Source organism: Arthrobacter sp. 10T419, assembly GCF_056394105.1.
This window is the reverse complement of the sequence record NZ_JBFTHF010000002.1, coordinates 248,375-260,767: the sequence shown is the minus strand read 5'-3', so window position 1 is coordinate 260,767 and position 12,393 is coordinate 248,375. Positions and strand designations below refer to the sequence as shown.

General features: G+C 68.1%; 10 protein-coding genes and 1 riboswitch. Of the genes, 1 reads left to right on the top strand and 9 read right to left on the bottom strand.

From position 1 onward, the window contains the following. Window positions 1-5 precede the first annotated feature (5 nt). The 8 genes from AC1DBD_RS04840 to AC1DBD_RS04805 form a co-directional block, all read right to left on the bottom strand. Window positions 6-239 (bottom strand): hypothetical protein, encoded by a 234-nt coding sequence (locus AC1DBD_RS04840; protein WP_175320924.1) that lies wholly within the window; start codon window positions 237-239, stop codon window positions 6-8. A gap of 91 nt (window positions 240-330) precedes the next feature. Next, window positions 331-1,665 (bottom strand): glutamate-5-semialdehyde dehydrogenase, encoded by a 1,335-nt coding sequence (locus AC1DBD_RS04835; RefSeq protein ID WP_476908715.1) that lies wholly within the window; start codon window positions 1,663-1,665, stop codon window positions 331-333. Between the two features lie 26 nt (window positions 1,666-1,691). After that, window positions 1,692-2,843 carry a glutamate 5-kinase gene (proB, locus tag AC1DBD_RS04830; protein ID WP_476981529.1) on the bottom strand — a complete coding sequence of 384 codons (1,152 nt, stop codon included), beginning with the start codon at window positions 2,841-2,843 and terminating at the stop codon, window positions 1,692-1,694. Beyond that, complete coding sequence (obgE, locus tag AC1DBD_RS04825; RefSeq protein ID WP_441417575.1) at window positions 2,833-4,422, bottom strand: GTPase ObgE; 1,590 nt, start codon at window positions 4,420-4,422, stop codon at window positions 2,833-2,835. Before obgE ends, proB begins: the two co-directional genes overlap by 11 nt. A 116-nt stretch (window positions 4,423-4,538) precedes the next feature. Continuing rightward, window positions 4,539-4,802 carry a 50S ribosomal protein L27 gene (gene rpmA / locus AC1DBD_RS04820; protein WP_009372867.1) on the bottom strand — a complete coding sequence of 88 codons (264 nt, stop codon included), beginning with the start codon at window positions 4,800-4,802 and terminating at the stop codon, window positions 4,539-4,541. A 60-nt stretch (window positions 4,803-4,862) separates the two neighbouring features. Next, complete coding sequence (rplU, locus tag AC1DBD_RS04815) at window positions 4,863-5,171, bottom strand: 50S ribosomal protein L21 (protein WP_175321083.1); 309 nt, start codon at window positions 5,169-5,171, stop codon at window positions 4,863-4,865. A 367-nt stretch (window positions 5,172-5,538) separates the two neighbouring features. After that, a complete protein-coding gene (locus tag AC1DBD_RS04810; RefSeq protein WP_476981652.1) occupies window positions 5,539-7,089 on the bottom strand; it encodes a bifunctional hydroxymethylpyrimidine kinase/phosphomethylpyrimidine kinase in 1,551 nt (516 codons plus the stop codon). 34 nt (window positions 7,090-7,123) lie between these two features. After that, window positions 7,124-7,221, bottom strand: a riboswitch (TPP riboswitch). 137 nt (window positions 7,222-7,358) lie between these two features. Then, window positions 7,359-10,703, bottom strand: a complete 3,345-nt coding sequence (locus tag AC1DBD_RS04805; RefSeq protein ID WP_476981528.1) for an Rne/Rng family ribonuclease — start codon at window positions 10,701-10,703, stop codon at window positions 7,359-7,361. A 474-nt stretch (window positions 10,704-11,177) separates the two neighbouring features. Here AC1DBD_RS04805 and AC1DBD_RS04800 point away from each other — a divergent pair, with 474 nt between their 5' ends. Continuing rightward, window positions 11,178-11,849: a vitamin K epoxide reductase family protein gene (locus tag AC1DBD_RS04800; RefSeq protein WP_441417573.1), complete on the top strand. Its 672-nt coding sequence runs from the start codon at window positions 11,178-11,180 to the stop codon at window positions 11,847-11,849. A gap of 92 nt (window positions 11,850-11,941) precedes the next feature. Here AC1DBD_RS04800 and ndk read toward each other — a convergent pair whose 3' ends face one another. Continuing rightward, a complete protein-coding gene (gene ndk / locus AC1DBD_RS04795) occupies window positions 11,942-12,355 on the bottom strand; it encodes a nucleoside-diphosphate kinase (RefSeq protein WP_441417572.1) in 414 nt (137 codons plus the stop codon). Window positions 12,356-12,393 lie beyond the last annotated feature (38 nt).

The following is a 12,393-nucleotide window of genomic DNA, read 5'->3' as shown; positions in this document are numbered from 1 at the left end:
AAATATTAGTGGCCCTGGCCGTGGTCGTGCTTGTTCGGGTGCTGGCGGTGCGGATCCGCGTGCTCCTCGACGGCTTCGTGGCGCTTGCCGAGGTTGCCGTAGGACAGCGTGATGAACATCAGGACCAGCAGGATCACGAACATGGAGCCGCCAATGACGAACGGCGGCGCAATGAGCGGCGCGAGCTCCTCATGTTCAACGGCTGCGGCGATGGACGTGGTGATCTGCTGCAACAGCATGTTCTCCCCTAGTGACTTCACAAATTAATTGCGGTTTTGCGACGACGGAGGTCCCCGCCGTTCCTGGCTTCTGTTCCATGTTACCGCGTTGCTAGGCCCGGACCTGGCCTTCGCCCTGCACGATCCACTTCGTGGTGGTGAGCTCGGTCAGCCCCATCGGACCGCGGGCATGCAGCTTTTGCGTCGAAATGCCCACTTCGGCGCCGAGGCCCAGCTCCCCGCCATCGGTGAACCGCGTTGAGGCGTTCACGATTACCGCAGCCGAGTCCACTTCCGCGATGAAGCGCTCGGCATTGGCGAGGTCGTTGGTGAGGATCGCCTCGGTATGCCCGGTGGACCAGGTGCGGATGTGTTCCACGGCCTCGTCGAGGCTGTCCACCATGGCCACCGCCAGGTCCAGGTCCATGTATTCGGTAGCCCAATCCACCTCGGTGGCCGGCACGGACTCCACCGCGGCCGGGAGCGCGGCGCGGATCCGGTCGTCTGTGTGCAGAGTCACGCCGGCGGCGCGCAGGGCGGCGGCGACGGCGGGCAGCACGGTGGAAGCGGAATGGACCAGCAGCGTCTCCACGGTGTTGCACACGCTGGGCCGCTGGGTCTTGGCGTTGAGCAGGATCTCGACGGCCATCTCCTCGTCCGCGGAGGCGTCGAGGAAGATGTGCACGTTGCCTTCGCCGGTTTCGATGACCGGCACCGAGGAGTTCGTCACCACGGTCTGGATCAGCTCGCGTCCGCCGCGGGGAATGAGCACGTCGACACGGCCGCGGGCACGCATCAGGACGTTTGCGCCGTCGCGGCCGTACTGGTCAACGCTCTGGACGGCGTCCGCCGGCAGGCCCACGGACTCCAGCGCCTCGCGGAGGATGCCGACAAGGGCCTCGTTGGTGGCGGCGGCGGCACTTCCGCCCCGCAGGATTACGGCGTTGCCGCTCTTGAGGGCCAGTCCGGCAATGTCCACGGTGACGTTGGGACGCGCCTCGTAGATCGCGGCAACCACGCCCATCGGCACGTTGACCTGGCGCAGGCGCAACCCGTTCGGGAGGGTTTGGCCGCGCACCACGTTGCCTACCGGGTCGGGCAGGTTGGCGAGGTTTTCCAGTGCGGCGGCCAGGCCCTGCACCCGGGTTTCGTTGAGCGTGAGGCGGTCCAGCAGCGCCGCGGAGGTGCCATTGGCCCGGCCGGCGGCGACGTCCGTGGCGTTGGCGGCCAGGATCCGGTCCTTGTGCTCCAGCAGTGCGGCGCCGATGGCGCGCAGCCCCCGGTCCTTCCAGGCCCGGTTGGCGCGGGCCATCCGGCGGGAGGCGGTCCGGGAGCGGTCTGCGACGGCGTGCACGGCGGCTTCGACGTCCGTTGCGGCCGGCGGCAGGCCCCCGGAGTGCGCGTCGTGAACCGGCAGGTCGGGGTGCGAAGTCAGGGCCTCAGTCATGCTCCAAGTTTAGGCGAGGCGGCAGCTCAGACCAGCACCAGGTCGTCAACATGAACAACTTCACGGTCATAGCCGCGGCCCAGCGTCTTGCCGAGTTCACGGGTGGAGCGGCCGAGCATCTGGGGCAGCTCGGCGGCCCCGTAGTTCACCAGGCCGCGGGCGATCACGGTCCCGTCGGTGCCGACCATCTCCACGGCGTCGCCGGCTTCGAAGTCCCCGTGCACGGCCGTAATCCCGGCGGGCAGCAGCGAGGTGTGGCGGTCGCGCACGGCGCGGACGGCGCCGTCGTCGAGTACCAAAGTGCCTTGCACGGACGCCAAGTGGGCAAGCCAGAGCAGCCGGATTGGCTTGCGGGCGCCGTTGACGGAGAACCAGGTTCCCACGTCCTCCCCCGCCAGCGCGGCGGCGGCGTTCGCGGTGGAGGTCACGAGGGCGCTGATCCCGGAGCCGGCGGCGATGGATGCGGCCTCGACCTTGGTGACCATTCCGCCGGTGCCGACTCCGGCCTTGCCGGTGCTGCCGATCGAGATGCCTTCGAGGTCGTGCGGGCCGGAGACGTGGGCAATCCGCTTGGCGCCGTGCGAGGGCGGCCCGTCGTAGAGCGAATCGACGTCGGAGAGGAGCACGAGGGCGTCGGCACGGACCAGGTGCGCCACGAGGGCCGCGAGCCGGTCGTTGTCGCCGAAGCGGATCTCGTGGGTCGCGACAGTGTCGTTTTCGTTGACCACGGGGACGACGCCAAGGTTCAGCAGCCGGTCCAGGGCGCGGAAGGCGTTGGTGTGCTGGCTGCGGCGCATGAAATCGTCCGCGGTCAGCAGCACCTGGCTCACCGTGACGCCGTGTGCGCCGAAAGCGTGGGTGTAGCGGGCCATCAACAGGCCCTGGCCCACGCTCGCGGCGGCCTGCTGGGTGGCGAGGTCGCGTGGGCGCTTTTCGAGCCCCAGCGGTGCCAGCCCGGCGGCGATCGCCCCGGAGGAGACCAGGATGATCTCGGTGCCCGCGTTGCGCTTGTGCGCGAGGGCGTCGGCTAGGTCGCTCAGGGCTTCCTCGGCGATGCCGCCCTTGATGGACGTCAGCGAGGAAGACCCGACCTTGACCACGATTCGGCGGGCGCGGGAGAGCAGGGTGCGGCTGGGGACCGCCGCCGCTCCGGGCACGACGACGGCGTTACTCGTCATCGGCTTCGCCGAGTCCACTCTCCTTGAGCGGCTGCGGGGCGCGGCGGGCACTGACCGATTCGGTCCAGATGCCGGCCTTGCGCTCGGCCTCCAGCTCGGCCCGGGCGGCGGCCTTCGCGTCGCGGCGTTCCTGCTGCTCGTCGCGCTTCTGGCCACGGGTGGGGCGGTCGCCGATGTCCGCGAAGCGCACGTCGGTACCGCGCGGGGAGGCCAGCAGTTCGGCGCCGGCCATCATGGTCGGCTCCCAGTCGAAGACGACGCCGTCGTCCTCGCCGATGACCACCATATCGCCGGGCTTGGCGCCCTGCTTGAACAGTTCGTTCTCGACGCCGAGCTTAGCGAGGCGGTCAGCGAGGTAGCCGATGGCTTCCTCGTTGGTGAAGTCGGTCTGCTTGACCCAGCGCACGGGCTTCTCGCCGAGCACGCGGAACAGCGGCTCCAGGTTCTTTTCCTCGCGGCGGATCGTGAAGCCGCTCTCGTTGACGGCGCGCGGGCGCAGCACGGGGGCCTGGACCTTCGGCGGCGTGGCGGCCACGGCGTCGCGGGCGGCCTTGACGATCTCGGCCATGGCGAAGCCCAGCTGGCGGAGTCCCTCGTGGCTCGTGGCGGAGATTTCGAAGACCTTGTAGCCGCGCTTTTCGAGTTCCGGGCGGACGAACTCGGCCATGTCCTTGCCGTCCGGCAGGTCGACCTTGTTCAGGGCGATCAGGCGGGGGCGGTGGTTCAGCGGCACGACTTCACCGTCGGTGCCGGCGTAGCTCATGTCCACGGCGTACTTTTCGAGCTCGGCTTCGATCACGGCGAGGTCCGAGAGCGGGTCACGGTCCGATTCCAGCGTGCCGCAGTCCAGCACGTGCACGAGCGCGGCGCAGCGTTCGACGTGGCGCAGGAAGTGATGGCCCAGGCCCTTGCCTTCGCTGGCGCCTTCGATCAGGCCCGGGACGTCGGCGATGGTGAAGCGCACGTCGCCGGCTTGGACGACGCCGAGGTTGGGGATCAGGGTGGTGAACGGGTAGTCGGCAATCTTGGGCCGCGCGGCGGACATCGCGGCGATCAGGCTGGACTTGCCGGCGGACGGGAAGCCGACCAGGGCGATGTCCGCGATGGACTTCAGCTCCAGGACGATGTCGCTGGATTCGCCCTCGATGCCCAGCAGCGCGAAGCCGGGGGCCCGGCGCTTCTGCGAGGACAGCGAGGCGTTGCCGAGGCCGCCGATGCCGCCGGCAGCGGCGACGTACTCGGTGCCTTCGCCCACCATGTCGGCCAGGACGGTGCCGTCCTTGCTCTTGACGACCGTGCCCTCGGGTACGGGCAGGACCAGGGTCTCGCCGTTCTTGCCGCCGCGCCAGTCACCCATGCCGGGGCCGCCGTTGGTGGCGTGCCGGTGCGGGGCGTGGTGGTAGTCGAGCAGGGTGGTGGTCTGGGGATCCACGCGCAGGATGACATCGCCGCCGTTGCCGCCGTTGCCGCCGTCGGGACCGCCGAGGGGCTTGAACTTCTCGCGGTGGACGGAGACACAGCCATGGCCGCCGGTACCGCCGGATACGTGCAGTACTACCCGGTCTACAAAGCTCGCCACGTGGATCTCCTCAGTGCTGTTCCTCGGGCCCGCAAGGGGCCCAAGATGATTGTAATGCGGTTAAAACACCGGTGGAGCGGACCTACTGGTCCGCCCCACCGATTTAGAACTTGTTGTTACTCTGCAGCTGCAGCAGCCACGATGTTCACAACGCGACGACCACGGCGGGTGCCGAACTCGACAGCACCGGGGGTCAGTGCGAACAGGGTGTCGTCGCCGCCGCGGCCAACGCCGGCGCCCGGGTGGAAGTGGGTGCCACGCTGGCGGACAATGATCTCGCCTGCGGAAACTACCTGGCCGCCGAAGCGCTTGACGCCGAGGTACTGGGCGTTGGAGTCACGACCGTTGCGAGTGGAGCTCGCGCCTTTTTTATGTGCCATTTGAAATGCCTGCCTTTAAAATTCTGGGGAATCTGCTGAAAACCTGAACAGTAACGTTAGTTACTTGATACCGGTGATCTTGACCTTGGTCAGTTCCTGACGGTGACCCTGGCGCTTCTTGTAACCGGTCTTGTTCTTGAACTTCTGGATGACGATCTTCGGACCACGGAGGTCTTCGAGGATCTCAGCCGTAACCGTTACCTTGGCCAGGTCCTTGGCTGCAGACGTGACCTTGTCACCGTCCACCAGAAGCAGTGCGGGCAACTCAAAGGTGCTGCCGGCTCCACCGGGGACGCGGTTCAGGGTAACGAAGTCTCCAACGGAAACCTTCTCTTGGCGGCCGCCTGCGCGGACAATCGCGTACACCACTGGGGAACTCACTTCTCTCGACGTTTATTACTAGATTTGCGTGCGGAACCTGGGGCCCAAATGCTTGGACCGGCTCACGCTGTGCCTCAACGCCGGTGGATTCCCCGGGGGAACCCATGAGCTATCCTGCGGAAAAGTCCTGCCCGTAATACGGGTGAACTGTTCCTCAAGGTCATAACCCAAGTGTTGGCGTAAGCACCGAAGATCTAGACTACGCTAATTTTGCCTTCGGCCGCAAACGAGGCTGGTCCCGGCAGGTAGTGCGTGACGGACGCCACACCCTGCGCCCGGGGGCCAAAGTTATGGTGCCGCAGCGACTTCCGGAACCGCGCCCAACTATCCTACCGGCTGCTTCGCGTAGCGCGGCTCAGGCGTGCAGCCTCGGCGCGTCGAAGAACTCCACCTCGTAGCGGGAGGACTGCCTGAACGCCACCGCCATGGCGCTGCGTTCCGCCTCGGAGCCTCTACGGGCCGCCGCGTCCGTGTACCTGATCGCCTGCCGCGTCGCCTCCGCGAAGGCCTCGTCCGCATAGGTGCGCAGCCACTCCGCGTAGGGATGCGTTGCCGGTGCGCCGGCAGCGAGGAACTCGCGATGCAGCGTGGCGCCGACCTCCGCGTAGAGCCAGAAGCACGGCAGCGCCGCGGCCACGAGCACGCCGTAGCTGCCGGCGAGCGATGCCGCGTGCAGATGGTCCACGTACGCCTTGGTCACCGGTCCCAGCTGGGTCTCGACGGCGCGGCCGGCCAGCCAGTTCCGGTGCAGTTCGGATTCGACTTCGAGGCACTGCTGCGCCGAGCGGGACCAGAAGAGCTGTTCGGCTTCCGACGGCGCCAGGGCCGCCGCGCGGGACAGCACCCGGGAGTAGCCGTTGAGGTACAGGGCGTCCTGGCCGAGGTAGTAGGCGAACTCGGGTTCCGGCAAGGTACCGTCCGCGAGCCCCCGAATGAAGTCCAGGCCGTAGATCGCGTCCAGCCCGTCCGCCGCGTGCCCTGCCAGCAGCGTGGCGAACTCGCCCTCGGCAGGAAGCTGGGGTGCCGCAGCGTGCTGCCGGTGGTGGAAGTGGTGCACGGGGCCGTTGCCGGATCCGACCTCCAGGCGTCCGGCTTCCCGCAATGCACCCAGCAGCCACGGCTTGACCTCCCGTAGCGCTGCCTCCCAGTCCCCCGTCCGGGCCTGGACCGTGGCCAGAGCAGAGGACAAGGAGCAGCCGGTGCCGTGGCTGTTGCGGGTGTCGATCCGCTCGCCCGGCACCACCACCGTCTCCTGGCCGAGCACTCCCCCGGTGTTGACGAGCGCGTCCGGGCAACCGCCGTCGTTCTGGCTTCCGCCGGCCGGCAGGTGGCCTCCCTTGACCAGCACCGTGGTGCCGGCAAGGGCCGCGAGCCGCTTGCCCTGTTCCAGCGCACTGGCCCAGTCCGCGGCGGGCGGCTCCCCCAGCAGCATGCCCAGCTCGGCCAGGTTCGGTGTGATGAGGTCCGCAAGTGGCAAGAGGGCCCGCAGCGCGGTTTCGGCCGATTCCTGGAGCAGCCGGTCGCCGCTCGTCGCCACCATCACCGGGTCCAGGACCACGACGCCGGGGCGCACCTTTTCGAGCCAGGCCCGGACGGCGTCGATCACCGAGTCGTCGCCGAGCATACCGATCTTGACGGCGTCGATGGTGATGTCGTCGCTGATGGCCTCCAGCTGGGCGGTCAGGAACGCCGCCGGCGGTACATGCACCGACCGGACGCCCTGGGTGTTCTGGGCGGTCAGTGCCGTGATGGCAGCCATCCCGTAGCCGCCGTTCGCGGCAATGCTCTTCAGGTCGGCCTGGATGCCGGCGCCGCCGGAGGGGTCCGAGCCCGCGATGGCCAGCACCCGCGGAATCCGCGGCGGCGTGGGGACTCCGGCGTCCGGTGCCGGGAAGACGGACTGCAGGAAGGCTGAGGTTCGGCTAGATGCAGGCTGGGTTGTTGAAGACAAGAGACATCCCTTCGCCGGTGCTAACCGGACAGGTTCAACGGGTCTGGATCTCAGCCGGCTCGATGCGCGGCACCCCGTGTCAGTCCCCCAGCCTAGCGTTCCTCGCCGGCAACCCCGCTAAATTTCAGCCCGTCCCCTTAACGCACTCGCGGGTTCCGTCCGGGGTCGACGTGATGTTACGTCGATCCCGGACGGAACCCGCGAGTGGTGGTGCCTGCTGGGTCCTAGAGCTCCGACGCCGGGACGCCGACGCCGAGGATGATCGGCTCGTTGGCGGCGGGCTTGGCGGCCACCTTTGCCGGCTCCGGGGCCTTGGCCTCATGGACCGAGACGGCCTCAACCGACGGAGCGGTCTCGCGCTGCTGCACGGACGTCTCGTTGGCGGCGCCCTGGGCTCGGCTGGCGCTCCGGTTCCGGCGCACCCGTCGGGGTCCGGTGGTGTCCGGGGCCTGGGCCGCAGGGGCCTTGCGGGCTTCCTGGCGTACCGGGGCCTGGGCCGCAGGAGCCTTGCCGGCTTCCTGGCGGGCCGGCGCCTGGGCCGCAGGGGCCTTCGCAGCTTCCTGGCGGGCCGGGGCCTGGGCCTCGGCGGTACGTACACTCGGCGGCTGGATCCGCGCCGTCCTGGCGCGGCCGCGGCCCCGGGTGGCACGGGACGGCGCTGCAGCTGCAGGCGCAGCGTGCTCCGCCGCGTGCTCGGCCGTGGGAACCTCGGCTGCGGGCGTCTCCGCAACCGGAGCCGCGGCGGCTGGCTTGCCGGTCTCGGCGTCGCCCAGGTGGGCGAACGCTTCGGTCAGCAGGTCCAGGGTCAGCGCGGGCTGCGGGGTTTCCTCGGCGTGCTCGACGAAGGGCAAGGCAACCTGTTCGCCGCCGAAGGTCAGCACGGCCGCGGGACGACCCGCTGCCTCCTCCGACGAAGCGAGTTCCACGGCGGCGTCGAGCGCGGCCTGGCGGGTTTCGGCGTCGGGAGCTGCTGTCGCTTCACCGTCGTGCAGGTGGGCAGCGTGCGCCGCGGCGGCGATGTTGGCCAGCGCGGCGCGCGTCGCCTCTGCCTTGGCGTGGCGCTCCGCCTCGGTGGGCTCGGCGTGCACGGCGACGGGTGCGGACGGCATGGCTTCGCCGCCCTGGCCGCCCTTGCCGCGGCGACGCTTGCGCTCACTGCGTGCGGCGGGCTGGTGCTCGGTCCGCGGGACGTGGTGTTCTGCGGCGACGGTGTTGGCACGGCGGTGTTCCACGGGCTCGTCGTGGGTGACGATGCCGCGGCCGGCGCAGGCCTCGCACTGTTCGCCGAAGACTTCGAGCAGCCCGGTGCCCATCCGCTTGCGGGTCATCTGCACGAGCCCCAGCGAGGTCACCTCTGCAACCTGGTGCTTGGTCCGGTCCCGGCCCAGGCACTCCACCATGCGTCGCAGCACGAGGTCGCGGTTGGATTCCAGCACCATGTCGATGAAGTCGATCACGATGATGCCGCCGATGTCACGCAGCCTCAGCTGCCGGACGACTTCCTCGGCCGCTTCGAGGTTGTTCTTGGTGACGGTTTCCTCGAGGTTGCCGCCGCTGCCGGTGAACTTGCCGGTGTTGACGTCCACCACGGTCATGGCTTCGGTGCGGTCGATCACGAGCGAGCCGCCGGAGGGCAGGAAGACCTTACGGTCCAGTGCTTTGTGGATCTGCTCGTCGATGCGCCACGCAGCGAAGATGTCTGTGTCCTTGGTCCACTTCTCGAGCCGGCCCACCAGGTCCGGTGCCACGTAGGTGACGTAGGCCTCGATGGTGTCCCAGGCTTCTTCGCCGGAGACGATCAGCTTGGAGAAGTCCTCGTTGAAGACGTCGCGGACCACCTTGATGGTCAGGTCAGGTTCGCCGTAGAGCAGCTCGGGGGCGAGGATCTTGGTGGACGTGGACTGGCTTTCGATGCCCTCCCACTGGGCTCGCAGCCGGTTGATGTCATGCGTCAGCTCTTCTTCCGAAGCGCCCTCGGCCGCGGTGCGGACAATGACACCGGCGTCTTCCGGCAGGCGGTCCTTGAGGATCCGCTTGAGCCGGTTGCGTTCGACGTCGGGCAGCTTGCGGGAGATGCCGGTCATGGAACCGCCGGGCACGTACACCAGGTAACGGCCGGGCAGCGAGATCTGGCTGGTCAGGCGGGCACCCTTGTGGCCGACCGGGTCCTTGGTGACCTGGACGAGCACGGAGTCGCCGGACTTGAGCGCATTTTCGATCCGCCGCTGCTTGCCTTCGAGGTTGACGGAGTCCCAGTTGACTTCGCCGGCGTACAGCACGGCGTTGCGGCCGCGTCCGATATCGACGAACGCGGCTTCCATGGACGGCAGCACGTTCTGGACCTTGCCCAGGTAGACGTTGCCGATCAAGGAATCCTGCTGGGTCTTGGAGACGAAGTGCTCGGCCAGCACGCCGTCTTCCAAGACGCCGATCTGGATTCTGTCGTCGCGCTGGCGGACGATCATCTGGCGGTCCACGGATTCGCGGCGGGCCAGGAACTCGGCCTCGGTGATGACGGTGCGGCGGCGGCCGGTGTCGCGGGACTCGCGTCGGCGCTGCTTCTTGGCCTCCAGGCGGGTGGAGCCCTTGACGGAGGTGACGCGGTTGTTGACCGGGGCCTCGCTGACCGAGCGCGGCGCCCGGACGCGGGTTACCGTGTTGGGCGGATCGTCGTCCCCGCCGCCGGTCAGTTCGAGATCCTGGTCGCCGCGGCGGCGACGGCGACGGCGGCGCGAGGTCACGCCGTCTTCGAGGGTGCCCTCGGAGTCCTCGCCGGACTCCGCTGCATCTTCGGCTGCGCCGTCTGCGTCGGTGTCGGCTTCGCCGGTCCGGCTGCGGCCACGGCGTCCACGGCTGCGGCGGCGACGGCGGCTGCCGGCATCCTCGCCCTCGGCTTCTTCGTCTTCTTCTTCTTCGGCTTCCTCGGCAACAGCAGCGGGGGCCGGGGCGGGGCGGATGACGGTGCTCAGATCCGGGGCCTGGAAGATCATCGAGGTGACGGCACCGGGTGCGAGGAAGAGCGAGGGGGCTCCGGATGTTTCTACAGACGCCTCGGCAGCGGGTGCAGCGTCGGCCGGGGCCTCGACGGGTGCGGCCTCAGGAGCCGGCGCGTCGGAAGCCACGGCGGCGGGAGCCTCGGCCGGGGCCGGGGCTTCTTCCGTCGCTGCAGGCGTCACGGCTGTCTTGGCGCGGGAGGCACGGCGGCGGACCGGTTTCTCCGGTGCCGCCTCGGCGGCCGGCAGCTCGGCAGGTGCTTCATCGGCGGGAACCGCAGTTTCCGTGCTGGCGGCTGAGTCAGCGAAGGCGGGCAGCACCTCGGGTTCGACCTTCTTCCGCGACCGGGTCCGGCGGGCCGGGGCCTTCGCTTCCGGGGCCGTTTCGGGATTGTCGACGGCGGGGGCGTCAGCAACGACGTCGGACGCGACGGCTGCTTCGGCGGCCTCCGCCTTTGGGGCCGCCTTGCGGCGGGACCGGGTGGCCTTCTTGGGCGCCTCCGCGGCGGCGGCTTCCGGTGCTACTTCGGCAACAGCGGCTTCGTCGTTACCGGCTACAAGCTGGTCATTATCCATATGTGGCGACACTCCTGCCCCTGATGTACCGCCACATCCGGCACCCGTGGGGCAAATATTTGTCAACACCCGCAGGCATTGACAGAAGTCAATTGGATACCTCCAGGTTCGCACCGGCAGTGGGGTGCGGCAGCCCTGGAAGGCCGGCAAGATTGCTCTGAACCCGTTGATCTCTCTGTCACAACCAGGTGCCGTCCAATGGCATTGCGGGATAGGCCGGATCGAGGGATCCGAAGTATGCCCTGCTCATCATTGGCGGTCTTGAAAGCAAAGTCGCCGGACCGAAACCCGAATGTGGATCGGGCCCCAGCCAGGTTCATTGTCTCACAGGAGCCGCCAAAGCAGGGCTAAGCGGGACATCCAGTCCGCGCCGTGGACCGAATCACCGGTGAGGGCACGACTCCTACCCGGTTACATCCAGCCTCCGGCGATAGAATCGGCCCAAGAGCACCCGACGCAAAGGACTGAAATCCCATGCCCAGCATCTCCCACGCCCCCGGCGACGTGACCGCCCATGAGCGCGGTACCGGCGCGGCAGCTGCGGAGCGCCCGCTGCCCCCGATGACGCGTGACCGGCCCTTCGCCTGGCTCCTGCTGATCACCGGCGTCGTCGGCTGGCTCGCGTCCGGCACGCTGGTGCTGGAGAAACTGGCTGTCCTCAAGGACCCCAACCACGCCACGGTGTGCGACGTGAACCCGTGGATCTCCTGCGGCCAGGTAATGCAGACCTGGCAGAGTTCGGTCTTCGGTTTCCCGAACATGTTCATCGGCATTGTCGCGTTCGCGGTCATCATCACCACGGCCATGGGAATCCTCGCCGGGGCCACGTTTGCCCGCTGGTACTGGATCGGGCTGCAGGCCGGTGTGACGCTGGGCTTCGCCTTCGTGGTGTGGCTGTGGTCCCAGGCGCTGTACTCGATCCACATTCTCTGCCCGTTCTGCATGATCGTCTGGGCCGCGATGATTCCGCTGTTCGTCTGGGTGACGGTCCGCAACGTGAGCCACGGCGTCATCCGGGTGCCCGCCGCTGCCGCCCGCATCCTGGCGGACTCCGGCTGGATCCTCACGGCCCTGCTCTACGTCGCCGTCGTCGCCACGATCTTCTTCGCCTTCATTCAGGTGTTCATCGGAACGTCCGGCTACTGAGCGTTCCGCAAACGCCTCGAGGTGACAGTTAAGGCCAATGTTCAACGCGAACATTGGCCTTATCTGTCACCTCGGTGCGGTGCTGCGGGTTCTTAGAACCAGATCTTGATCTCGCGTTCGGCGGACTCCGCCGAGTCTGAGCCGTGGACCAGGTTCTGCTGCACCTTGAGGCCCCAGTCGCGGCCGAAGTCGCCACGGATGGTGCCGGGCGCCGCCGTCGTCGGGTCCGTGGTGCCGGCGAGCGAGCGGAAGCCCTCAATCACGCGGTGGCCTTCGAAGATCGCGGCAACGACGGGCCCGCTGAGCATGAACTCGACGAGGGGCTCGTAGAACGGCTTGCCTACGTGCTCCTCGTAGTGCTGTTCGAGGAGTTCGCGGCTGGCGTTGACCTTCTTGAGTTCGGCCAGGGTGTAGCCCTTGGCTTCGATCCGGGCGATGATGCTGCCGGTCAGGTTGCGGGCGACGCCGTCGGGCTTGATCAGGACTAGGGTGCGCTCAGTGCTCACAGCTGCTCCAATGTGTTGGGGTGGGGTTCGGGACAAGT

Coding starts and splice junctions, on each gene's coding strand:
- AC1DBD_RS04805 (WP_476981528.1), bottom strand. CDS start 10,703: ATGGATAATGACCAGCTTGTAGCCGGTAACGACGAAGCCGCTGTTGCC.
- proB (WP_476981529.1), bottom strand. CDS start 2,843: ATGACGAGTAACGCCGTCGTCGTGCCCGGAGCGGCGGCGGTCCCCAGC.
- AC1DBD_RS04800 (WP_441417573.1), top strand. CDS start 11,178: ATGCCCAGCATCTCCCACGCCCCCGGCGACGTGACCGCCCATGAGCGC.
- AC1DBD_RS04835 (WP_476908715.1), bottom strand. CDS start 1,665: ATGACTGAGGCCCTGACTTCGCACCCCGACCTGCCGGTTCACGACGCG.
- AC1DBD_RS04840 (WP_175320924.1), bottom strand. CDS start 239: ATGCTGTTGCAGCAGATCACCACGTCCATCGCCGCAGCCGTTGAACAT.
- rpmA (WP_009372867.1), bottom strand. CDS start 4,802: ATGGCACATAAAAAAGGCGCGAGCTCCACTCGCAACGGTCGTGACTCC.